21 protein-coding genes are annotated in these 21,001 nt (G+C 72.2%); 1 reads left to right on the top strand and 20 read right to left on the bottom strand.

The window, feature by feature from the left end:
- Positions 1 to 154: 154 nt before the first annotated feature.
- The 15 genes from dprA to DCW30_RS30800 form a co-directional block, all read right to left on the bottom strand.
- A complete protein-coding gene (dprA, locus tag DCW30_RS30870; RefSeq protein WP_076684285.1) occupies positions 155 to 1,315 on the bottom strand; it encodes a DNA-processing protein DprA in 1,161 nt (386 codons plus the stop codon).
- On the bottom strand, positions 1,312 to 2,931 hold the full coding sequence (locus tag DCW30_RS30865) for a YifB family Mg chelatase-like AAA ATPase (protein WP_076684286.1): 1,620 nt from the start codon (positions 2,929 to 2,931) through the stop codon (positions 1,312 to 1,314). Before DCW30_RS30865 ends, dprA begins: the two co-directional genes overlap by 4 nt.
- Complete coding sequence (locus DCW30_RS30860) at positions 2,931 to 3,338, bottom strand: YraN family protein (protein WP_076684287.1); 408 nt, start codon at positions 3,336 to 3,338, stop codon at positions 2,931 to 2,933. Before DCW30_RS30860 ends, DCW30_RS30865 begins: the two co-directional genes overlap by 1 nt.
- A 126-nt stretch (positions 3,339 to 3,464) precedes the next feature.
- A complete protein-coding gene (locus DCW30_RS30855) occupies positions 3,465 to 3,773 on the bottom strand; it encodes a DUF2469 domain-containing protein (protein WP_003965949.1) in 309 nt (102 codons plus the stop codon).
- Positions 3,774 to 3,828: 55 nt separating this feature from the next.
- Positions 3,829 to 4,338, bottom strand: a complete 510-nt coding sequence (locus tag DCW30_RS30850; protein WP_076684288.1) for an NUDIX hydrolase — start codon at positions 4,336 to 4,338, stop codon at positions 3,829 to 3,831.
- Positions 4,328 to 5,077, bottom strand: coding sequence for a signal peptidase I (gene lepB, locus DCW30_RS30845; protein ID WP_076684289.1), 750 nt, complete (start codon positions 5,075 to 5,077; stop codon positions 4,328 to 4,330). Before lepB (DCW30_RS30845) ends, DCW30_RS30850 begins: the two co-directional genes overlap by 11 nt.
- Positions 5,078 to 5,156: 79 nt before the next feature.
- Positions 5,157 to 6,119, bottom strand: coding sequence for a signal peptidase I (lepB, locus tag DCW30_RS30840; RefSeq protein ID WP_103557410.1), 963 nt, complete (start codon positions 6,117 to 6,119; stop codon positions 5,157 to 5,159).
- Entirely contained in the window at positions 6,004 to 7,083 is a 1,080-nt protein-coding gene (gene lepB / locus DCW30_RS30835) for a signal peptidase I (protein ID WP_076684291.1), read from the bottom strand. The genes lepB (DCW30_RS30840) and lepB (DCW30_RS30835) overlap by 116 nt, the downstream gene beginning before the upstream one ends.
- A complete protein-coding gene (gene lepB / locus DCW30_RS30830) occupies positions 7,076 to 7,792 on the bottom strand; it encodes a signal peptidase I (RefSeq protein WP_076684292.1) in 717 nt (238 codons plus the stop codon). The genes lepB (DCW30_RS30835) and lepB (DCW30_RS30830) overlap by 8 nt, the downstream gene beginning before the upstream one ends.
- 45 nt (positions 7,793 to 7,837) lie before the next feature.
- Positions 7,838 to 8,188, bottom strand: coding sequence for a 50S ribosomal protein L19 (gene rplS, locus DCW30_RS30825; protein WP_062783686.1), 351 nt, complete (start codon positions 8,186 to 8,188; stop codon positions 7,838 to 7,840).
- Between the two features lie 131 nt (positions 8,189 to 8,319).
- A complete protein-coding gene (gene trmD, locus DCW30_RS30820; RefSeq protein WP_076684293.1) occupies positions 8,320 to 9,141 on the bottom strand; it encodes a tRNA (guanosine(37)-N1)-methyltransferase TrmD in 822 nt (273 codons plus the stop codon).
- Positions 9,141 to 9,713 carry a ribosome maturation factor RimM gene (rimM, locus tag DCW30_RS30815; RefSeq protein ID WP_076684294.1) on the bottom strand — a complete coding sequence of 191 codons (573 nt, stop codon included), beginning with the start codon at positions 9,711 to 9,713 and terminating at the stop codon, positions 9,141 to 9,143. Before rimM ends, trmD begins: the two co-directional genes overlap by 1 nt.
- A gap of 92 nt (positions 9,714 to 9,805) precedes the next feature.
- A complete protein-coding gene (locus tag DCW30_RS30810; protein WP_014176063.1) occupies positions 9,806 to 10,045 on the bottom strand; it encodes an RNA-binding protein in 240 nt (79 codons plus the stop codon).
- A 2-nt stretch (positions 10,046 to 10,047) separates the two neighbouring features.
- Positions 10,048 to 10,494, bottom strand: coding sequence for a 30S ribosomal protein S16 (gene rpsP, locus DCW30_RS30805; protein WP_076684295.1), 447 nt, complete (start codon positions 10,492 to 10,494; stop codon positions 10,048 to 10,050).
- Between the two features lie 189 nt (positions 10,495 to 10,683).
- The gene (locus tag DCW30_RS30800; RefSeq protein ID WP_076684296.1) at positions 10,684 to 11,316 is read right to left on the bottom strand and encodes a hypothetical protein; all 633 of its coding nucleotides are present in this window, start codon (positions 11,314 to 11,316) and stop codon (positions 10,684 to 10,686) included.
- A 486-nt stretch (positions 11,317 to 11,802) separates the two neighbouring features.
- On the opposite strand from DCW30_RS30800, the gene DCW30_RS30795 reads away from it, so the two are divergent.
- Positions 11,803 to 12,690 (top strand): SAM-dependent methyltransferase, encoded by an 888-nt coding sequence (locus DCW30_RS30795; protein ID WP_076684297.1) that lies wholly within the window; start codon positions 11,803 to 11,805, stop codon positions 12,688 to 12,690.
- 102 nt (positions 12,691 to 12,792) lie between these two features.
- On the opposite strand, the gene ftsH is transcribed toward DCW30_RS30795, so the two are convergent.
- The 5 genes from ftsH to DCW30_RS30770 form a co-directional block, all read right to left on the bottom strand.
- Positions 12,793 to 14,727 (bottom strand): ATP-dependent zinc metalloprotease FtsH, encoded by a 1,935-nt coding sequence (ftsH, locus tag DCW30_RS30790; RefSeq protein ID WP_076684298.1) that lies wholly within the window; start codon positions 14,725 to 14,727, stop codon positions 12,793 to 12,795.
- Positions 14,728 to 14,905: 178 nt separating this feature from the next.
- Positions 14,906 to 16,459, bottom strand: coding sequence for a signal recognition particle protein (gene ffh / locus DCW30_RS30785; protein WP_062783667.1), 1,554 nt, complete (start codon positions 16,457 to 16,459; stop codon positions 14,906 to 14,908).
- Positions 16,460 to 16,615: 156 nt separating this feature from the next.
- Positions 16,616 to 19,042: a [protein-PII] uridylyltransferase gene (locus tag DCW30_RS30780; RefSeq protein WP_076684299.1), complete on the bottom strand. Its 2,427-nt coding sequence runs from the start codon at positions 19,040 to 19,042 to the stop codon at positions 16,616 to 16,618.
- 65 nt (positions 19,043 to 19,107) lie between these two features.
- Positions 19,108 to 19,446 (bottom strand): P-II family nitrogen regulator, encoded by a 339-nt coding sequence (locus DCW30_RS30775; protein WP_062779349.1) that lies wholly within the window; start codon positions 19,444 to 19,446, stop codon positions 19,108 to 19,110.
- Positions 19,443 to 20,813: an ammonium transporter gene (locus DCW30_RS30770; protein WP_076684300.1), complete on the bottom strand. Its 1,371-nt coding sequence runs from the start codon at positions 20,811 to 20,813 to the stop codon at positions 19,443 to 19,445. Before DCW30_RS30770 ends, DCW30_RS30775 begins: the two co-directional genes overlap by 4 nt.
- Positions 20,814 to 21,001 lie beyond the last annotated feature (188 nt).

Here is a 21,001-nt window from a genome sequence, read left to right as displayed (position 1 = left end):
GTGCGCGAAGGAAGGGGGCTCAAGGGTGCGCAGATACGTTCCGCTCAGACCCCGAAGGTGTCCCCTCCGTCGCACTGCGTCACGGCACCGGCGCACCAACTCCGCCATTTCGCAAGGGGCGTCGAGAGTCATCCGTCCGGCGGAACACGCTCGGTCACGATTCACCTCCGCCGGGGAAGACGGCCGGGTTCGCCTGGCGTGTCAACTGCCAGCTGTCGCCGTGTCGTTCGACGAACCCCATCGACTGAAGTTCGTACAGGCGCCCTACGGCGTCGTCCTCGGTCGTGCCCCCGCCGACCGCGAGGTCACGCGCCGTCGCACGCCCCCGCGCGGGCACGGCCGCCAGGACGCGCGCCGCCCCGGGGTCGAGCAGATCACGCGGCAGCACGGGGCCGCGTCTCTCCGGGGCCAGCTCACCCATGTCTCCGACCAGCTCGACGACCTCCGCGGCGTCGGTCACGAGGACGCCGCTCCCCCGCAGCAGCTCGTGCACGCCGCCGGAGAGGGCGCTGGTCGCGGGCCCCGGCACCCCCATGGCGAAGCGTCCCAACTCCTGCGCGGAGCGGGCCGTGGCGAGCGCCCCGCTGCGGTAGGTGGCCTCGACGACCACCGTCCCCCGGGTCAGGGCGGCGATCACCCTGTTCCGCTGGATGAAGCGGCTGGGGGTCGGATGGTCGCCCGGCGGCAACTCGCCGACCACGAGCCCCTGTTCCGCGATCCGCCCGAACAACTGGGCATGGCCGCGTGGATAGGGCCTGTCCACCCCGCACGCCAGCACGGCCACGGTGGCCCCGCCCGCGCCGAGTGCCCCGCGGTGGGCGGCACCGTCCACTCCATACGCCCCACCGGAGACCACGACCCAGCCGCGCTCGGCAAGCCCCGCCCCGAGCGTGGCCGCCATGTGCGCGCCGTATTCCGTGCAGGCGCGTGAGCCGACGACGGCCACCGACCGCAGGGCCCATATCCGCAGGCAGGGCCGGCCCCGCACCCAGAGCCCGACCGGCCGCCCGTCACCGAGGTCGTCCAGCGGCGACGGCCACTCGGTGTCCCCCGGGCACACGAACCGTGCCCCGACGTCCCGCGCCACCGCCAGGTCCCGCTCCGGCCGCGCCTCGGCGGCCCGCGCCCGCAGCCCTTCCCACCGGCGGGCGCTGACTCCTGGCGGTGGCTCCTCGCCTCGGAGGCGGTGCAGCACTTCGACAGGGCCGTGCTCGCGCAGCCACCGGCCGCCAACAGTGTCTCCGGGTTCGAGCACGCGTGTCAGGGCGGCTCTGGCAAGGCGCTCCTCGTCGGCCGGCGGGCCCGCCGCGGTCACCGCGCGGCACCGATCGCCGTCGGGACGCCGCGTGAGATCCCCGTGCGCAGTTGGAGTGCGAGGGCGACGTCCTGTGCGCAGGGCCGGTCGTGCCCCGCGAGGTCGGCGACCGTCCACGCCACGCGCAGGACGCGGTCGAGGCCGCGGGCGGTGAGGAAGCCGCGCTCCAGGTCCACCTCCGCGGCGTCCAGCGCGCCGGGGACGGCGGGCCACCGGGTGCGCAGGGCGTGACCGGGGACTTCGCTGTTGGTCCGCCAGCCGGTGCCGGACAGCCGGGCCGCCGCGCGCTCGCGTGCCGCGCGCACCCGGTCGGCGACGGTGCGGGTGGACTCACCGCGCGTGGCATACCCCGCCAGTTCGGAGCGGGTGACCGCCTCCACCTCCACCTTCAGGTCGACCCGGTCGAGCAGCGGGCCCGAGAGGCGGGCCTGATAGCGCCGGATGACGGAGGCGGGGCAGTCGCAGCCGTCGCCGAGCAAGGTGTGCCGTCCGCAGGGGCAGGGGTTGGCGGCGAGCACCATCAGGAACTTCGCGGGCAGCCGCACCACGCCCGCGCTGCGGGCGATGACCACGTGGCCCGATTCCAGGGGCTGCCGCAGGGAGTCGAGGGCCTGGCTGCTGAACTCCGGGGCCTCGTCGAGAAAGAGGACTCCACGATGGGCCAACGACACCGCGCCCGGCCGCGCCAGCCCCTTGCCGCCGCCCACCAGGGACTGCATCGTCGCGGAGTGGTGGGGTGCGCAGTAGGGCGCGACGTCCAGCAGCGGCCTGCCCGGCGGCAGCATGCCGGCCACCGAGTGGACGGCCGTCACCTCCAGGGAGTCCTCGCGGCTCAGCGGCGGCAGGATCGCCGGCAGCCGCTCCGCGAGCATCGTCTTTCCCGCGCCCGGAGGGCCCTGCAGAAAGAGGTGGTGCGCCCCCGCGGCGGCCACCTCGATGGCGGTCCTCGCCGCCGCCTGGCCCACGACGTCCGCCAGGTCGAGCGCGTGGGCGTCGTCCGGGGCGCCGCCGAGACCCGTGCCGACTCCGGCGCCGGGCACGCTGAGCCCCGCGAGCATCAGGTCGGGACGGCCCGGTTCCTCCGGCTCCTCGTGCGGCACCGGCTCGTCGGTGAGCACCGCGACGAGCTGCCGCAGGCTGCGCACGCCGAGCACCGAGACGCCCGGCACCAGCGAGGCCTCGGCGGCGGTGCACTCCGGGACGACCACCTGCTCATAGCCCGCATCCGCCGCCGCGAGGACGGACGGCAGGACGCCTCGCACGGGCCGCACCCGGCCGTCGAGCCCCAGCTCCCCGATCATCACGATGTCGGCGAGGACCCGGGGGTCGATCCGCTCGGCCGCGCCGAGGACGGCACAGGCGACAGCCAGATCGAAGCCGCTGCCGCCCTTCGGCACGGACGCCGGGCTCAGCCCCACGGTGAGCTTCTTCTGCGGCCACTCGCCGCCCGAGTTGACCACGGCGGCCCTGACGCGGTCACGGCTCTCCGTCAGGCTCTTGTCCGGCAGGCCGACCAGCGTGAACGCCGCCACGCCCGGCTCCAGACCCGCCTGCACCTCCACCACGACGCCTTCGACACCGACCAGCGCCACGGAACACGTACGCGCGAAGCCCATCACGCCACCCCGCGCACATGCTCGACCGCGGGGGCGCCGCGGCGCGGGAGCAGGATGCCGACGAGGTCGATGCGGACGCCGCCCGGCGGTGGGCCGCCGCGCTCCTCGATCCAGCGCTCGGCCAGCCGCCGGAGCCGCTCCGCCTTGTCCGGGCCCACGGCCGCCATCGGGTGCTCGAACGGCGTGGAGCCGTCCGGTCCCGCCCTGCGGGTCTTGACCTCGCAGACGACGAGGGCGTCACCGTCCAGGGCCACGATGTCGATCTCGCCGGACCTGCCCGCGCGCCAGTTGCGCGCCAGGACCGTCATTCCCGACTCGACCAGCCGCCGGGCGGCCAGTTCCTCGCCGTACTTGCCGAGTGCTCCTCGTGCGTTCATGTCGGCACCACCTCCGACACACACGGTCACGCACCCGGCCGCGCCTATTGGATCTTGGTGCGTTACTCGCCGGTTGTGGACAACTCCGTCACCCTGTCGAGCGACTCACACCCGCGGCGAGCGACTCACACCCCTGGCGAGCCGCTCGGGCCCGGCTCAGCCCCCAGGCAGCTCAAGATCGCTCTTGTTGAGTTCCTCGATGTTCACGTCCTTGAACGTCAGGACGCGCACCTGCTTCACGAAACGGGCCGGTCTATACATGTCCCACACCCAGGCGTCCGCCATGGAGACCTCGAAGAACACCTCGCCCTGGACCGAATGCACCTGCATCTCATAGTCATTGGTGAGGTAGAAGCGCCGCTCGGTCTCGATCACGTATTTGAACAGACCGACGACATCGCGGTACTCCCGGTAGAGCTTCAGCTCCATCTCGGTCTCGTACTTCTCGAGGTCCTCGGCGCTCATGGCATGTTCCCCTTCAGCCGTGCGTCCCCCCATTGTGCGTCAGCCCCGAGAGCCCCTACACGATTTCCGTGGCGAGGGTCTCGGGCCGCTCAGGGGGCCCTTCGTCGAGCAGTCGGCGCAACAGCTCGGCGAGTCTGGTCGGATACACCGTCTCATGACCCTCGGTCAGTTCCCGGCACGTCCACCAACGTGCTCCGGTGACGCTGCGGCGCTCCAGCTCCGTGAGGCCCTCCGCGGCGATCGCGGTCTGCGCGGTGCGGGCCAGGTAGTACCACTCGTCCTGGTCCCAGCGCCGCCCGTCGAAGGGGAAGGAGCAGACCCGACGCCACAGCACGGGCCCCAGCTCGACCTCGGTGATGCCCGTCTCCTCGCGCAGCTCGCGCAGCGCGGCCTCTTCCCGCGTCTCGCCGCCCTCCAGGCCGCCGCCCGGCGTGAACCACCAGTCGTCGGACGGGTCCCCCGGCTCATGGCCGTGCAGCAGCAGAATGCGGTCCTCCGGGTCGAGCACCACCACGCGCGCCACCCTGCGCAGCGGCCGGTTGCTCGAAGAGATCTCAGGCGGCACGGGCCGCCTCCATGGCACGGCTCCTGCCGCGCCCCATCCGCTTGGCCACGGGACCGTACGCCGCCCCGCCGAGCACGAGCACCATGCCCACCACGACCGCGGTCACCATCAGGCGCAGCGGTCCGGGCTCGGAGAGGCCGCCCGGCATGTCCGCGAAGCCCTCGGGCCGCTCCAGCATGCCGAATTCGTCCATGGGCCAGGCCACCGCGTCGACCCGGCCCCGCACCGCGTCGCGTGGCACCGTGCCGTTCTCGCCGTCGCTCAGGTGCGCGCTGGAGTCCAGGGAGCCGCTGCGCTCGTCGCCGAGCAGGAACAGGCGCCCCTCGGGGACCGTCGTGGTGGGGATGCCCATGGCCGCGGCACCCGTGCCGTCGGGAAGATACGGTTCTGCGATCTCCTCGCCGTTGACGGTCAGCTTGCCGTCCTCGCAGCAGGCGATCTTGTCGCCGCCCACGCCGACCACACGCTTGACCATCGGCAGGTCGCCCCAGGTGGACTGCTCGAAGACGACCACGTCACCGCGGCGCACCTCACCGCCGTCGACCCGCTGGGCGAGCACGCGGTCGCCCGCGCCGATCGTCGGCGTCATCGACCCGGTGGGCACCGTATACGGCTGGTACAGGACCGCGCCCCAGACGAACCCGCCGAGGAACAGCACACAGCCGAGGGCCACGGCGACGCCCGACAGCACGCTGCCCAGCCGTCCGTGGCCCTCGGCCGTACGACGTGTCCCGCTCATCCCAGTGCTCTCCCGTCTCGGGGACGACCTCCGTCGCCCGTACCCGGACGGCGGAAGATCGCCGATCTGGGACGGCACCCTACCCGGCGGTAGTCCCGCCAGAAACCCACGCGGCCCGCCCGGCGGCGACCGTGAGACGCCGTCGGCGCCACAGCACGATCGGCACCGCGCCCGCGAGGCCGAGGACGCCGGGAGCGGCGCTCGACAGGGCGTTGATGCCCGGCTGGTCGAAGGTGTCCGGCTTGGGCAGCGTCGCCCAGCGGGTGGGCGGCCAGGCGATCACGATGGCGCGGCCCACGACGTTGTCCACGGGGACGGCGCCGCCGCCCGGCTGGTTCTGGTGGTAACGGGAGTCCAGCGAGTTCTGCCGGTGGTCGCCCATGACCCAGACCTTGCCCTGGGGGACGGTGACCTTGAACTGTCCGCCCTGGTCGTCGGCGCTGCACGGGGTGTTCCCCGCGAAGACGTACGGCTCGTTCAGCGCCTTGCCGTTGACCTTCACCGGACCGGTGCCCTTGCACTCCACGGTGTCGCCGGCGACACCGATGACGCGCTTGATGAGGTCCTTCTCGTCGGCGGACGGCATCAGACCCACCCAGCCGAGGACCCGCTGGATCGCGTTCGGGTCGGGGGTCGGCTCGCCGTCCAGCCAGTGGCCCGGGTCCCTGAAGACGATGACCTCGCCGCGCTCCGGCTCGGAGCCGAACCACGGCGTCAGCTTGTCGACGAGGACGCGGTCGCCCTGCTGCAGCGTGTTCTGCATCGAGTCCGACGGGATCGAGAACGCCTGGACCAGGAAGGACTTGATCAACAGCGCCAGGACGAGGGCGATGCCGATGAGGAGCGGAAGCTCCTTCCAGAAGGACCGCGGCTTCTTCGGCCGCCCGAGGGCACGCTCGCCCTCCGTGCTCCCGCCGTCCCCGGCGTCATCCCCGGGGGGCGCACCGTCCGCGACGCCTTCGACGCCCGGCTCGTCGGATCCTCCCGGCCGCTCCTCGGGCCCCTCGTGTCCGGATCGTGCGCCGACCGCCAAATCCCCCACATCCACTCCTCAGTCCGTGCCGCCGCCTGCCCCAGATGCGATGCAGGCCCACCACTCCCATAACGAGCGGGAGTTCCGCAGGGGTCGGGAGCCGGATCAATCCATAGGGATCGCCGTGGGCCACCCTATGCGACGCCCCTGTGGCGTCGTCCGATGCCGCACGCGCGTCGGGCACGGACGCGTACGTCTCCGGCGCCTCCAGCCGGCGCCAGTGGCCGAACGGCCAGGCGATGACGAGGGCGCGCCCGACGACCTCGTCCTCGGAGATGGTGCCGCTGAACTTCTCGGTGCGGTGGAAGCGGGAGTCGGCGGAGTCACTGCGATGGTCGCCCATCATGAAGAGGCGGCCTTCGGGGACCTTCACCCGGAACTCGAAGGCCGAGGGCTTGTCGCCGGGGTGGATGTAGGGCTCGTCGAGCGGTACGCCGTTGACGGTGACCTTGTCGTTCTTGTCGCAGCACCGCACGGTGTCGCCGCCCACGCCTATCACCCGTTTGATCAGGTCGCGCTCGCTGTCGGAGGGCAGCAGACCGATCTGGGTCAGGCCTTCCTTGACCTGCTTGACGACCACGGGGTCGTCCTTCTTCTTGCTCTGTTCCTCTTCGAGCCAGTTGCCGGGGTCCCTGAAGACGACGACGTCGCCGCGCTTCGGCTTCGACCCGAACCAGGGGGTGAGCTTGTCGACGAGAACCCGGTCGCCGACGCGGATCGTCTGCTCCATGGAGCCGGAGGGGATCACGAAGGCCTGCACCAGGAAGGTCTTCAGGACGAGGGCTATGAGCAGGGCCACGCCTATGAGGAGCGGTATCTCCCTGATCGCGGAGCGCCGTCGGCGCCGCTTGACCTTCTTTGCGAGCTTGCGGCGCTCGGCCCGGCCCGGCAGCGCGGGACCGCTGGTCGGCCGGGAACCCGTGGGCAGCCGGGTGTCGGCCGCGTGCCCCGCCGTCCGCCCGCGGTTACCCATGCGCCCCGCCGGGTGCCGGCACGCGCGCGTAGCTGTCGGGACGGTCCAGGGAGGTCCAGTGGCCGATCGGCCAGACGATCCAGTCGGCCCTGCCGATGACCTCGGAGACCGGGATCATGCCGCCGCCGGGCTGCCCCAGGTGGTCGCGGGAGTCGCTGGAGTCGCTGCGGTGGTCGCCGAGCAGGAACAGGCTGCCCTCGGGCACCACGACGTCGAAGGGCACCTGTGAGGGGGCGTCCCCCGGGTACAGGAAGGGCTCGTCGACGGGCTCGCCGTTCACCTTGATCCTCCCCCGCTCGCAGACCACCCGGTCTCCCCCCACGCCCACGACCCGCTTGATGTAGTCGGCGTCACCGAAGTACCCGCTGCCGTCGAAGACGACCACATCGCCTCGCTGCGGCTCGGACCCGAAACGGTACGCCAACTTGTTGACGAGTACCCGGTCCCCGACCCGGAACGCGGGTTCCATGGAACCGCTCGGGATCTGGAAGGGCTGCACCACGAAGGCGCTGACCAGGAGCAGCGCCCCGAGGCACAGCAGGAACGTCGCGGTGTACCCGCCGCCCGGCAGCCGGGCGAGCAGGGACCTGAAAACGGAGCGCGACCGCTCCTCCGTCCCCTCGGGTGCTTCGGCGACGTCGGGGACGTCTCCGGAACCGGAGGGAGTGGAGGAGCGGTCGCGCTCCGTGTGCTGTGCTTCGCTGTCCATCGGGGCCAGATGCTATCCGGCCCCGACGCGGACCAGCGCGGAAGCTCAGTTGTCGCGCTTCTCCTTGATCTTCGCGGCCTTGCCGCGCAGCTCACGGAGGTAGTACAGCTTGGCGCGGCGCACGTCACCACGGGTCACGAGCTCGATCTTCTCGACGATCGGCGTGTGCACCGGGAAGGTGCGCTCGACGCCGACGGAGAAGGAGACCTTGCGGACCGTGAAGGTCTCGCGCACGCCGGCGCCCTGGCGGCGGATGACTACGCCCTTGAACTGCTGCACACGGGAGCGGTTGCCCTCGATGACGCGGACGTGGACGTTGACGGTGTCACCCGGGCGGAAGGCCGGGATGTCGCTGCGCAGCGACGCGCTGTCGACGGAGTCGAGCAGGTTAGCCATGATCGTCTGCTTTCTTCACTGATGCCACAGGTCATCAGCGGTACGTGGTGATGAGGATTCGGTAGCTGATCGCGTCGGGCGGGCGTCATTCCCCCTGTGGCAGGGGCGCACGCTGGACGTACAGCAGCGGCCTATTCTTCCACGGCCTCGGGGTCTCGCCCAAATCGGCCGTCGGGCCCCGGCCGCCAGCCCAGGATCGAGAGCATCTCGCGGTCCTTCTTGTCGAAGGTCGCGGGGTCGCAGCGCTCGATGAGGTCGGGCCTGTTGCGGGTGGTGCGGCGCAGCGCCTCGTCCCGGCGCCAGCGCGCGATCTTGCCGTGGTGGCCGCTGAGCAGGACGTCGGGGATGCCGTGTCCGCGCCACTCGGGGGGCTTGGTGTAGACGGGCCCTTCGAGGAGGTTGGCCATGGCGCCGGGCGCGAAGGAGTCGTCCCGGTGGGACTCGGCGTTGCCGAGGACGCCGGGCAGGAGCCGGGCCACCGCCTCGGTGACGACCAGGACGGCGGCTTCCCCGCCCGCGAGGACGTAGTCACCGATGGACACCTCGTAGACGGGCATGCGGGTCGCGTACTCGTCCATGACGCGGCGGTCGATGCCTTCGTAGCGGGCCGGGGTGAAGACGAGCCAGGGGCGCTCGGAGAGCTCGACGGCCAGTTCCTGGGTGAAGGGACGGCCGCTCGGCGTGGGGACGACGAGGACGGGACCGTGGGCCCCCGCCTCATAGCCCTCGGCGAGCACGTCGTCGAGGGCGGCGCCCCAGGGGTCGGTCTTCATGACCATGCCGGGGCCGCCGCCGTAGGGGGTGTCGTCGACCGTGTTGTGGCGGTCGTACGTCCACTCCCGCAGGTCGTGCACGTTCACGTCGAGCCGGCCACGCGCGCGTGCCTTGCCGACGAGCGAGACGTTCAAGGGTTCCAGGTACTCGGGGAAGATCGTGACGACGTCGAGCCGCATCAGGCGCCGCCCTCCGGGGCGGCCGCTTCCTCGGCGGCGTCCCTGGCGGACGCGGTCTCCGCGCGGTCGTCGATCAGGCCGGGCGGCGGGTCGATGACCGCGCGCTGCTCGTCGAGGTCGATCTCGGTGACGATCTCCTCGACGAAGGGGATCATGACCTCGCTGCCGTCGGGGCGCTCCACGATGAACAGGTCCTGCGAGGGCAGGTGCGAGATCTCCGTGATGCGGCCGACCTCGGCGCCGTCCGCGGTGACCACGTCCAGGTCCATCAGCTGGTGGTCGTAGTACTCGTCGGGGTCCTCCGGGAGCTCCTCCGGGTCGACCTCGGCGATCAGGAGGGTGTTGCGCAGCGCCTCGGCGCCGGAGCGGTCGCGCACGCCCTCGAAGCGCAGCAGGAGACGGCCGCTGTGCACCCTGCCGCTCTCGATGGTCAGCGGCCCCGTGGCGGCGGGTTCGGTGGCGAGCACGGCGCCGGGCCCGAGCCGCAGCTCCGGCTCGTCGGTGCGGACCTCGACGGTGACCTCACCCTTGATGCCGTGGGCACGGCCGATACGGGCGACTACCAACTGCACTGCGTTTCTCCTCATCCACGACTACGGGCCGGGGAAGGCCCTGAAGCCCTCCCCGGCCCGAGCCGGTGCTGCTGTGGTTCTGCGAACCCGGTTCAGCGAACCTGGTCCACGTCGACGAGGTCGACGCGGACACCGCGGCCACCGATGGCGCCCACGACAGTGCGCAGAGCGCGCGCGGTGCGGCCGTTGCGGCCGATCACCTTGCCGAGGTCGTCGGGGTGGACCCGGACCTCGAGGACGCGTCCGCGACGCAGATTGCGCGAGGCGACCTGCACGTCGTCGGGGTTGTCGACGATGCCCTTCACGAGGTGCTCGAGAGCCTCCTCGAGCATGCTCAGGCCTCGGTCGACTCGGCGGACGCCGACGAGGCAGTGTCAGCCTCGTCCGCCTTCTTGTCGGACTTCTTGGCCTTCTGGGTGATGGCCTCACCCTTGGCGTCGTCGCCCTCGAGACCCTTGGTGAAGGCCTCGAACGCGGCGCGCTTGTCCTTGGGCTCGGCGACCTTCAGCGGCGCCGGGGCGGGCAGGCCCTTGTGCGCCTGCCAGTCACCGGTGAGCTTCAGGATGGCCATGACCGGCTCGGTCGGCTGGGCGCCGACGGACAGCCAGTACTGGGCACGCTCCGAGTTGACCTCGATGCGCGAGGGGTTCTGCACCGGGTGGTACAGACCGATCTCCTCGATGGCCCGGCCGTCACGGCGGGTACGGGAGTCGGCGACGACGATGCGGTAGTGAGGCGAACGGATCTTACCCAGACGCTTCAGCTTGATCTTGACTGCCACGGGAGTGGTGTCTCCTGGTCTTGACGTGGGTGGGCACAACGTGATGCCGCGTGGGGTTGCGGTACTCGAGTGCCCGATGGACGCGTCAGCCGGAGGAGAGAGGGGTCCTGTGCGACTGTCGAGTACAGCTAGCCATTGTGCCATACGTCGGCGGGGCACCCGCACCCGGTCCGGACGCCCCTGCCCAGCTCAGCCGACGCCCGCGCCGACCGCTTCCGGGATGCGGAAGGGCTTGCCGCAGCCGCCGCACACGATGGGCGCCTGGGCGAGCACGGACGGGACCACGCGCACATTGCGCCCGCAGTCGCAGACGGCCTTCACACGCACCCCTCCCCCCGAGGAGCCGTGCCGGGCGGCGGGCCCGCGGAAGCTGCGCGCGGTGTCGGCGGTCGTGGCCGCGGTGTGCGCCTTCAGGGCGCGCTGAAGGCGCTCCATCGTCGGACGGTACCGCTTGCGGGCCTCGGGGTTCAGCGTGACCAGGGAGAAGCCGCTGCTCGGGTGCGGCTCCTCCGGATGGTCGAGGCCCAGCTCCTCGGCGATCGCGAGGAATCTGCGGTTGTGATAGCGGCCGGCTCGTGAAGTGTCGCGTACGCCGCGCGAGGCGGCGATGCCATGGACTGCCTCGTGGAGCAGTCGCTCGAAGGAGAGCTCGGCGCCGCAGGCGGACGACGACTCTCCGATCAGGGATTCGGGCGCGGCAAGGTCGGGCAGCTCGGGGTGGTGCCGCTGAATGTCGGCCCACGCCTGTGCCAGCTCTGCGGCGAGAACAGGTGGTGTCGTGCTCACGTCGTGACAACGAGCCGAGTGCCCCGGGGGTTCCATTCCGGGGCATCTCAAATAATTTGCACGTACCCGTCAGTTGCCGTTGATGCGTCCGGACGAGGGCGGGTGCGCTGATCTGCGGAGAAGCCTCACAGCTCCCACCAAGCCGGTACGTAGTGGCGCGTACGCCCCGGCGCGTAGGGCGTTCCCTCACGCCGGGGCTGATGGCGCCCGGCGGGGCGGGTGGGCCGGAACGGGCGTCCCGCCACCGGAAGGGCCCTCCTCAGAAGGCGCGGGCCGAACCCCTCGCGAGGAGCGGGCCACGACCGCGACGTTACCCGGTGCCTCGTCCGCCGCGGGCACCGCCCCGTCGCCGGCCGGGGGGCGCACGACGGGGGCACACAAGCAGTCCCCGACAAGCACTGGACGTCGGGACCGATGCGGAGTTCTCTGGCATACAGGGGGAGTGCGGGCGCACTGCACGGGGGCGGACGAACCGTTGACCACCGGAACGGCCATGACTCTCAGCGGATTGGGGCGCTTTCGATGACACCAACACTCGCGCAGTCGCACCGTCCCCACGCGGGCTCAGCGCCCCGTGTGGACCTGTGCGCACGCGCGCGTGACTGGGCGGAGATTCAGGAACGGATGCTGGTCCCCCTCTATGAAGCGGTGTACGAACGGCTCGAAGTGGGCAGCGGGACCCGGCTGCTCGGCCTCGGCTGCGGCTCCGGGCTCGCCCTCTTGATGGCCGCGTCACGGGGCGCGGCGGTCACCGGCGTCGAGGCGTCGGCGCCCGAGCGGCTGGCCCTCGCGCGGGCGCGGCTGCTGCGGGACGCCACGGCGGAGGCCGAGCCCGGGACACGCGCGCGTGCCGAGGCGACGCTCGTCGAGGGCGGCCCCGCGGACGCGGCGGACCCCGCGGCGTCCGCGTACGACCTCATCACCGCGTTTCACCCGATCGGGTGCCTGGCGGGCGACTCCGAAGGGCTGTCGACCCTCTTGGAGGGGGCGGCTCCGCTCGCCGCGCGCGGCGCGGCCGTGGTGCTCGTCGGCTGGGGCCCGCCGGAGCGCTGCGCGACCTCCGGCGTCCTGCGGGTGGCGACCAAGCTCGCCGACCCGATGCGCGGTGCGGGCAGTTGGCGCCCGGCGTTCAGGGACGACCTGGAGGAGGTCGCCCAGCGGGCGGGGCTCAAGCCGGACGGTTCGGGACGGGTCGCGTGCCCCTTCGGCTACGCGGACGTCGACAGCGCGGTCCGCGGGCTGCTCTCGACCGGACTGTTTGACGCGGCGGTGGGCGCCACGGACCAGGTGCAGGTCGACAAGGAGCTGACGGAGGCGCTGCATCCGCACCGCAGGAGCGACGGGACCGTGTGGATGCCGAACGTCTTCAGGTACCTGATCGCCCGGACACCCGGACGCCCCGAGTCCTGACCGCACGGGTGAGGACACGGAGGGGCAGGCCGCACGGGCAACTGCGGGCACAAACGGACACACCGCACGGGTGCGGGCAACTGCGGCACCGACGGGACGAGGCTAGGCGTGGCCCTTGGTCACCCTCGGGATGCCCGCGACCCGGTAGGCGTCCGCCTCCTCCAGGGTCTCGTTCTCCAGGAGCGCCGCGGCCAGCGCGTCGAGCCGGTCGCGGTGGTCGCGCAGCTGGCGGCAGGCGTTCTCGTAGCACTCGTCGACGATCCGCCGCATCTCGCCGTCGATCGCGTCGAGGGTCTCCGGCGCGGCCGAGAGCCCGTACGCCTGCTGCGCGTCGGCCGGGAGCGCGGAGAGGCGGCCCACGCGCTCGCTCATGCCCCAGCGGCCGACCATGCCGCGGGCGATGGCGCTGACCTGCTCCAGATCGTTCTCGGCGCCTGTGGTGACGACTCCGTAGACGACGTGTTCGGCGGCCATGCCCCCCAGGGCGCCGATGATGCGACCACGGAGGTACTCCTCGGTGTACGCGTACTTGTCGGAGTCGGGGGTGGACAGCGTGACGCCCAGCGCGCGCCCGCGCGGGACGATCGTGATCTTGCGGACGGGGTCGGCGCCGGGCTGCAGCATGCCGAGCAGGGCGTGGCCGCTCTCGTGGTACGCCGTGCGCCGGCGCTCCTCCTCCGGCATGACCAGCGGCCGCTCCGCACCGAGCTGGACCTTCTCCATGGCCTCGGAGAGGTCGGCCTGCGTGACCGCGCGCTGCTTGCGCTTGACCGCGATGAGGGCGGCCTCGTTGGCGAGGTTGGCGAGCTCCGCGCCGGTCATGCCGGGCGTCGTACGGGCGACCTGGGCGAGGTCGACGTCGTCGGCCAGCGGGATGGCCCGCGTGTGGATCCGGAGGATCGCCTCGCGTCCGCCGCGGTCGGGGGGTGAGACGTTGACGACGCGGTCGAACCGGCCGGGGCGGGTGAGCGCGGGGTCCAGGACGTCCGCGCGGTTGGTGGCGGCGAGCACGATGACGCCCTCGGCTCCCGAGAAGCCGTCCATCTCGGTGAGGATCTGGTTCAGGGTCTGCTCGCGTTCGTCGTGGCCGCCCATGGCGCCGCCGCCGCCCCGCGCGCGGCCGATGGTGTCGATCTCGTCGATGAAGATGATCGACGGTGCGACCTTGCGGGCCTCGGCGAAGAGCTCACGCACGCGTGAAGCGCCCACACCCACGATCATCTCGATGAACTCCGACGCGGACGCCGAGAAGAACGGCACGCCCGCCTCGCCCGCGACGGCACGGGCGAGCAGCGTCTTTCCCGTACCCGGCGGTCCGGCGAGCAGCACGCCCCGCGGCATCTTGGCGCCCATGGTGCGGTAGTCGTCCGGGTTCTTGAGGAAGTCGACGACGTCGTTGAGCTCGCCCTCGACCTCGTCGATGCCCGCGACGTCCTCGAAGGTCGTCCGTTTGGCCCCGGTCTCGATCTCCACCGGCTTGGGCGGGGTCTTGCGCCCGAGCATGCCGCCCCCGCCGCCCATGCCCGCGCTCATGCGCCGCGCGATGAAGATCCACAGGAAGACGAGCAGCAGCATGGGGGCGAGGGAGATCAGCAGGTTCGACAGGAAGCTGCGCTCGCGCACCACGGGTTCGGCGGTGACGGTGACGTCGTGCTTGGTCAGATCGGCCCAGAGCTTGTCGTCGGCGAAGGCCGGCCGCTGGGTGGTGAACTTGGTGTACGTGCCCTTGGCGTCGCCCGGCTTGTCCTGCGCCTTCTTGAGCTGGCCCTGGATCGCGTCGCCCTTGGAGTAGATCTTCGTGACGTTCCCGGCGTCGACCTGCTTGCTGAACTCCGTGTACGAGATGGTCGGCTCGTCGCCGTCGCTGAAGAAGCTCAGCACGATGTTGGCGATGAGGTAGACGATCAGGGCCGTCAGGATGAGACCGCCCCAGCCGCCCGGCATCTTCCTCTTCGGCGGCGTCGGCTCGGGCGAGGGCGCGCCCTCGGAGCGCCACGGCTTGTCGGGTGCCCGGTCCGGCGGCACGGGGTTGCTCATATCCGGACGTTACGACACAAACAGCACGTCAGCACTCTTGACGAAAGCCCCCCTCCACGGGAAGCGCCGAAGAACACCGAAGGGCGCCCCCCGGAGCCGGGGAGCGCCCTCGAACGGCACGGGCGCACGGTCAGCCCGTGACGCGGGCCCGCTGTCAGCCCATGACACGGACGGACTGTCAGCCCATGAACTTCTTGAACTCGTCCGGCAGCTCGAAGTCCTTGCCCGCCGGAGCGCCCGGCAGGCCGAGTGCGGCGCCCGCCTGGCCCGCGGCCTCGCGGCGTGCGGCGGCCTCCTGCTCCTCCTGCTTGCGCTTCATCGGGTTGCCCGACTTCCGCTTGCCCTTGGCCTGCTTCTGCTTCTTCTTCTGCTTGCCGGCGCCGCCGCCCATGCCCGGCATCCCGGGCATACCCGGCATGCCGCCGCCCTGGGCCATGCGGGACATCATCTTGCGCGCCTCGAAGAACCGCTCGACGAGGTTCTTCACGGCGCTGACCTCGACGCCGGAACCCTTGGCGATACGGGCGCGGCGGGAGCCGTTGATGATGGTCGGCTCATGGCGCTCGGCGGGCGTCATCGACTTGATGATGGCGGCGGTGCGGTCGACGTCGCGCTCGTCGAGGTTGGCGATCTGGTCCTTGATCTGCCCCATGCCGGGCATCATGCCGAGCAGCTTGCTGATGCTGCCCATCTTCCTGACCTGCTCCATCTGGGCCAGGAAGTCGTCGAGCGTGAAGTCCTTGCCCTTGCTGCTCGCCAGCTTGGAGGCCATCTTCTCGGCCTCTTGCTGCGAGAAGGTCTGCTCGGCCTTCTCGATGAGCGTGAGCATGTCGCCCATGCCGAGGATGCGGGACGCCATGCGGTCCGGGTGGAACGCGTCGAAGTCGTCCAGCTTCTCGCCGTTGGAGGCGAACATGATCTGGCGGCCGGTGACCTGCGCGATCGACAGCGCGGCACCACCGCGGGCGTCGCCGTCCAGCTTGGAGAGCACCACGCCGTCGAAGCCGACGCCGTCGCGGAAGGCCTCGGCCGTGTTGACCGCGTCCTGACCGATCATGGCGTCGACGACGAAGAGGACCTCGTCGGGGCCGACCGCGTCGCGGATGTCCGCGGCCTGCCGCATCAGCTCCTGGTCGATGCCGAGGCGTCCCGCGGTGTCGACGATGACCACGTCGTACTGCTTGGTCTTCGCGAACTCGACGGAGTCCTTGGCGACCCGCACCGGGTCACCGACGCCGTTGCCCGGCTCCGGGGCGTACACGCCGACGCCCGCGCGCTCGGCGACGACGCTGAGCTGGTTGACGGCGTTGGGGCGCTGGAGGTCACAGGCGACGAGGAGCGGCGTGTGGCCCTGCCCCTTCAGCCAGAGGCCGAGCTTGCCCGCGAGGGTGGTCTTACCGGCGCCCTGGAGGCCGGCGAGCATGATGACCGTCGGGCCGGTCTTCGCGAACCGCAGGCGCCGCGTCTCGCCGCCGAGGATGCCGATGAGCTCCTCGTTGACGATCTTGATGACCTGCTGGGCGGGGTTGAGGGCCTGGGAGACCTCGGCGCCGGCCGCGCGCTCCTTGATCTGCTTGATGAAGGCGCGGACGACGGGCAGCGCCACGTCGGCCTCGAGCAGGGCGATGCGGATCTCGCGCGCCGTGGCGTCGATGTCCGCCTCGGACAGGCGGCCCTTGCCCCGGAGGTTCTTGAATGTCGCTGCGAGGCGGTCGGAGAGAGTATCGAACACGGCGGTCGCGAATCCTCGGGTCGAAGGGGCGCCCTGTGCTCTGGCGGTGCCCAGAGCTGGGGGGAGGGCTGACAGGTCGCCTTCCAGAGTATCGGTCGCCGGTCGGTGCCCGGGGCGCTGGGCGGGACTTCCCCTCGCGGCGGCCCTCCACGGGCGTCACGCCCCCCGCAAAACCCCCTCCACGCCCCGTGCGACCCCGGCCGCCCCCTCCCCCGTCAGCGGCAGCCCGTCGAGCCCCGTCACGTAGAAGGCGTCGACCGCGTTCGCCCCCAGCGTCGAGACATGGGCGCTGCGCACCCGCACCCCCGCGTCCTCAAGGGCACGCCCGATGCGGTGCAGCAGGCCGGGCGCGTCCTGGGCCCGGACCTCGATGACCGTGGCCAGGCGGGAGGCCGCCGGGGCCACGGTGACGCGCGGCGGCGGTGCGAGCGTGCCGCGCCGGCGCGGGTAGGCGGCGTCCCGCTCCGCGAGGCGGCCCGCGATGTCGAACGACCCTTCGAGGGCCCGCACCAGATCGGCCCGGAGCCGCGACGCCTGCGGCAGGGACCCGTACTCCGCGGCGACCCGCCAGCTCAGCAGCAGGACGGAGGAGTCGATGCCGGACGGCAGCGCCACCTCGCGCAGCTCCGCCGTCCGCACCGCGAGCCGGTGCAGCGCGAGCACCCCGGCCACGGCGGCCAGGACCCCCGGCTGCTCGGGCACGGCCACGACCAGCTCCACGCCGAGCGCCTCGTCCTCGGCGGGCCGCAGCGCGAGGACCGGGCCGCCCGTGCGGAACGCCTCCACGGCGAGCCGTTCCTGCTCGGCCGAGGGCGCGTCCCCGTCCGCCGAGGCGCCGCCGGGCCCGTCGCCCGAGAGCACCGCGTCGACCCGCTTCACCAGGTCGGCGACGAGCGCGCCCCGCCACGCGGACCAGGCGGCCGGCCCGGTGGCCAGGGCGTCCGCCTCGGTCAGCGCGTGCAGCAGCTCCAGCGTCCCCGCGGACCCGACGGCCTCGGCGACCCCTCGTACCGTCGCCGGATCGTCGAGGTCACGCCGCGTCGCCGTCTCGACGAGCAGCAGGTGGTGGCGGACGAGCCGGGCGAGGACCGCCGTGTCGGCGGCGTCGAAGCCGAACCTGGCGGCGGCGTCCCTCGCGATGGTCTCCCCCGCCACGGAGTGGTCCCCGGGCCAGCCCTTGCCGATGTCGTGCAGCAGGGCCGCCACGATGAGCAGGTCGGGCCGCCCGACCCGCCGGGTGAGACCGGCGGCCCGCACCGCCGTCTCCACGAGGTGCCGGTCGACCGTCCAGGTGTGCACGGCGTTGCGCTGCGGCCTGCACCGCACGCGCTCCCAGTCGGGCAGCAGCCGCGTGATCAGCCCCTCGGCCTCCAGCGCCTCCCAGACCTGCACGGTCGGCCGCCCGGCGCCGAGGAGCGTCACGAGCTGTTCGCGCGCCTCCGCAGGCCACGGCGCGGGCAGGGGCCGCGCGGTGGTGGCGAGGCGGCGCACGGCGTGCCGGGACAGCGGCAGCCCGGCCTGGGCGGCGGCAGCGGCGGCCCGCAGCGGCAGGACGGGATCGCGTTCGGGCCGCGCGGCGCGGGCGAGCACCGCCTCCCCGTCCTGTTCCACGACGCCCTCGGCCAGCGGCGACCGCTCGGCCGTGGCCCGGCCGCCGCCGAGGACGGCGCGCAGCCGTGGCCGCACGGCCCTGGCGCGCAGGACGCGGCCGACCTCGCGCCAGGTGACGTCACCGGCGTAGGAGACGACGCGGGCGGCCTCGTAGACCTGGCGCAGGAGCGTGTCGGCGTCCAGCAGGCCGAGGGCGGCGGCGACCTGGTCCTGTTCCTGGAGGGCGAGCCGGTCGGTGGCCCGTCCCGTGGCGAGGTGCAGGGCGTCGCGGACGTCGAGCAGCCGCCGCCGGGCGTCGGCGAGGCCCTCGCGCGGGGCGTCGGCGAGCCAGGAGGCGGCGACGGCGCTCAGCGCGGTGAGGTCCCGCAGCCCGCCCCTGGCCTCCTTGAGGTCGGGTTCGAGCAGATGGCCCAGCTCGCCGTGGCGTTCGGCCCGTTCCTCGCACAGCTCCCGCAGCTCGGGCAGCCGCTTGGGGGCCTGGTCGCGCCAGTCGGCGAGGACGGCGGCCCGCAGCCCGGCGGTCAGCGCCGCGTCGCCCGCGATGTGCCGGGCGTCGAGCAGCCCGAGGTGGGCCTTGAGGTCGTCGGCGGCGGTCCTGCGGGCCTGGGAGGGTGTGCGCACGGAGTGGTCGAGGGCGATGCCGAGGTCCCAGACGGGGTACCAGAGGCGGTCGGCGAGGGCCGCCACCCGCCCGGCGTCGGCGCCGCCGTCGTACAGCAGGAGCAGGTCGAGGTCGCTGCGCGGCGAGAGTTCGCCGCGGCCGTATCCGCCGACGGCGACGAGCGCGGCGCCCCGGGGCACGCCGTCGGGGCCGCCCCCGGCCCGGAAGAGCCCGGCGAGCCAGTCGTCGGTGAGGCCGGAGAGCGCGGAACGGCGCGGCGGCCCGGACCGCGACTCCTCGTGGAGGAGCCGCAGCCGGGCCGCCGCGTAGCCGCTGGGTCCGGAGTCTTCCGCTTCTGTCGTGACGTCCATGCCCCTCACCCGGCAGCTCCTGTCCCGTTCCGCTCGGTTGCGCTTCGTGGTGTGCGGCCGGCCGGTCAGAGCGCGTCGGGTCCGCGCTCGCCGGTGCGCACCCGCACGGCCGTGTCGACGGGGACGCACCAGACCTTGCCGTCTCCGATCTTGCCGGTACGGGCGGCCTTGACCACGACCTCGATGAGCTGTTCGGCGTCGTCGTCCTCGACGAGCACCTCGATACGGATCTTCGGCACGAGGTCCACCGTGTACTCGGCGCCCCGGTAGACCTCGGTGTGCCCGCGCTGGCGGCCGTATCCGCTGGCCTCGGTGACGGTCAGGCCGTGGACGCCGAAGGCCTGGAGCGCCTCTTTGATCTCGTCGAGCCGGTGCGGCTTGACGACCGCGGTGATGAGCTTCATGCGTCCACCTTCTTGTTCCGCTGTGCCTGTGCCTGTGCCTGGGGCGTGTCCGCGGCCGGGGCGGGCGCCGCCGCGCGGGGTGCCGTGCCGCCGCCGGCGCCGCTGAAGTCGTACGCCGTCTCGGCGTGTTCGGCCTGGTCGATGCCCGCGACCTCGACATCCTCGCTGACCCGCATCCCGAGGGTCTTGTCGATCAGGAGGGCGAGCACCGCGGAGGCGATCAAGGAGTAGGCGAGGACCGCTCCGACGCCCGCGAGCTGCTTCCACAGCTGGGTGAGGGAGTGGTCTCCGTAGAAGAGGCCCGTGGCGTCCGACTGGCCGCCGCCGGTGGCGAAGAACCCGACGAGGACCGAGCCGACGACACCGCCGACGAGGTGGACGCCGATGACGTCGAGGGAGTCGTCGTAGCCGAAGCGGAACTTCAGGCCGACCGCCATGGCGCAGAGCAGACCGGCGATGGCACCGATGGCGATGGCGCCGAGCGGGGAGCAGGAGCCGCCGGAGGGGGTGATGGCGACGAGTCCCGCGACCGCGCCCGAGGCCGCGCCGAGCGTGGTGCAGGCGCCGTGGCGGATCTTCTCGTAGAGGAGCCAGGCGAGCATGGCCGCGGCGGTGGCGACCTGCGTGTTGAGGAACATGAGCGCGCCCACGCCGTCGTCGTTGCCCAGCCAGGAACCGGCGTTGAAGCCGAACCAGCCGAACCACAGCAGGGCCGCGCCGAGCATCACCAGCGGCAGCGAGTGGGGCCGCATCGGGTCCTTCTTGAAGCCGACGCGCTTGCCGATGACCAGGATGACGCCGAGCGCCGCGGCTCCGGCGTTGATGTGCACGGCCGTGCCGCCCGCGAAGTCGATGACGCCGAGCTCGAAGGCCCAGCCCCCTGCGCCCCACACCCAGTGCGCGACGGGGAAGTACACGACCGTGGCCCACAGGACGACGAACAGCGCCCAGGCCGTGAACTTCACGCGGTCCGCGAGGGCGCCGCTGATCAGGGCGGGCGTGATGACGGCGAACATCAGCTGGAAGACGGCGAAGACGTAGACCGGGATGGTGTAGCCGTCCCAGAGCTGGTTGACGCCGAGGCCGCTGAGGCCCACGTGGTCGCCGTCCCAGCCGAGGAGGCCGCCGTGGTCGGTGCCGAACGCGACGGAGAAGCCGTAGAGGACCCACAGGACGGTGACGATGCCCAGGCTGATGAAGCTCATCATCAGCATGTTCAGGGTGCTCTTGACGCGGACCATGCCTCCGTAGAAGAAGGCGAGGCCCGGCGTCATGAGCATCACCAGGGCGGAACAGATCAGCATGAACCCGGTGTTCGCGGCGGACAGCTCGGGGGCGTCTGCGGCGATCGTGATGCCTGGGGGCATCGGCGTCTCCTCGTCGTCGTGTGCGGCCGCGCGGCGAGACCCGTGGGGTGGGGCGTGGCCTGTCGTGCGCCAGAACACTGGCGCAGCGCGGTTTCGGCGGGCGCCCGCCGGTGTTTCACCGCGGTGACGAAGAGGTCGTACGTGTTACGCGTCCATGAACTGCCGGCTCGGGCGGGACCCGCCCGCCT

Origin of the sequence: Streptomyces alfalfae (assembly GCF_004127445.1) — a bacterium.
Lineage (GTDB): Bacteria > Actinomycetota > Actinomycetes > Streptomycetales > Streptomycetaceae > Streptomyces > Streptomyces alfalfae.
This window is presented reverse-complemented; position numbering and strand designations above follow the sequence as displayed.

What these genes read in the sequence shown, in the direction of transcription:
- DCW30_RS30865 (WP_076684286.1), bottom strand. Translation starts at nt 2,931, where the DNA reads ATGGGCTTCGCGCGTACGTGTTCCGTGGCGCTGGTCGGTGTCGAAGGC.
- DCW30_RS30855 (WP_003965949.1), bottom strand. Translation starts at nt 3,773, where the DNA reads ATGAGCGCCGAGGACCTCGAGAAGTACGAGACCGAGATGGAGCTGAAG.
- lepB (WP_076684289.1), bottom strand. Translation starts at nt 5,077, where the DNA reads ATGAGCGGGACACGTCGTACGGCCGAGGGCCACGGACGGCTGGGCAGC.
- lepB (WP_076684291.1), bottom strand. Translation starts at nt 7,083, where the DNA reads ATGGGTAACCGCGGGCGGACGGCGGGGCACGCGGCCGACACCCGGCTG.
- lepB (WP_076684292.1), bottom strand. Translation starts at nt 7,792, where the DNA reads ATGGACAGCGAAGCACAGCACACGGAGCGCGACCGCTCCTCCACTCCC.
- rplS (WP_062783686.1), bottom strand. Translation starts at nt 8,188, where the DNA reads ATGGCTAACCTGCTCGACTCCGTCGACAGCGCGTCGCTGCGCAGCGAC.
- trmD (WP_076684293.1), bottom strand. Translation starts at nt 9,141, where the DNA reads ATGCGGCTCGACGTCGTCACGATCTTCCCCGAGTACCTGGAACCCTTG.
- DCW30_RS30810 (WP_014176063.1), bottom strand. Translation starts at nt 10,045, where the DNA reads ATGCTCGAGGAGGCTCTCGAGCACCTCGTGAAGGGCATCGTCGACAAC.
- DCW30_RS30800 (WP_076684296.1), bottom strand. Translation starts at nt 11,316, where the DNA reads ATGGAACCCCCGGGGCACTCGGCTCGTTGTCACGACGTGAGCACGACA.
- DCW30_RS30795 (WP_076684297.1), top strand. Translation starts at nt 11,803, where the DNA reads ATGACACCAACACTCGCGCAGTCGCACCGTCCCCACGCGGGCTCAGCG.
- ftsH (WP_076684298.1), bottom strand. Translation starts at nt 14,727, where the DNA reads ATGAGCAACCCCGTGCCGCCGGACCGGGCACCCGACAAGCCGTGGCGC.
- DCW30_RS30780 (WP_076684299.1), bottom strand. Translation starts at nt 19,042, where the DNA reads ATGGACGTCACGACAGAAGCGGAAGACTCCGGACCCAGCGGCTACGCG.
- DCW30_RS30775 (WP_062779349.1), bottom strand. Translation starts at nt 19,446, where the DNA reads ATGAAGCTCATCACCGCGGTCGTCAAGCCGCACCGGCTCGACGAGATC.
- DCW30_RS30770 (WP_076684300.1), bottom strand. Translation starts at nt 20,813, where the DNA reads ATGCCCCCAGGCATCACGATCGCCGCAGACGCCCCCGAGCTGTCCGCC.